This is a genomic window from Roseivivax isoporae LMG 25204, from assembly GCF_000521865.1.
Classification (GTDB): Bacteria; Pseudomonadota; Alphaproteobacteria; order Rhodobacterales; family Rhodobacteraceae; genus Roseivivax; species Roseivivax isoporae.
In genome coordinates this window covers 1-339 of sequence record NZ_JAME01000193.1, presented here as the reverse complement: position 1 = coordinate 339, position 339 = coordinate 1, and the positions used below count along the sequence as shown (strand labels likewise).

Sequence of the window (339 nt, the reverse complement as noted above, 5' to 3'; positions counted from 1 at the left end):
GCCCGCACGGCCAGGGGCAGTTCGCGCAGGTCGCGGTTGTTGGCGCGCACCCCGCGGTGGCCGGGGCCGCCGGAGGCGCCGCTGGCGACGGCATGGCGCTCCAGCAGGGTGACGGAATGGCCGGCGCGCGCCAGCGTCCAGGCCAGCGAGGCGCCGAAAATGCCGGCGCCCACGATGACATAATCGCTCGAGACTTCACTCATGATGATCCAGGAACAGGTACGGGGAAATGGGACGCGTCAGGCCGCGAAGCGCGCCGGCCGGAAGTCGGCCAGCAGCGGCGACGGCGTGCCGTCGATGATCTCGGCGGCCAGCAGTTCGGAAAGAATGGGCGCGAGC

General features: G+C 71.4%; 1 protein-coding gene. It reads right to left on the bottom strand.

The features are described 5' to 3' along the window. A partial coding sequence (locus RISW2_RS23305; protein WP_043776126.1) for an FAD-dependent oxidoreductase occupies positions 1-203 on the bottom strand: 203 nt, incomplete at its 3' end. Positions 204-339 lie beyond the last annotated feature (136 nt).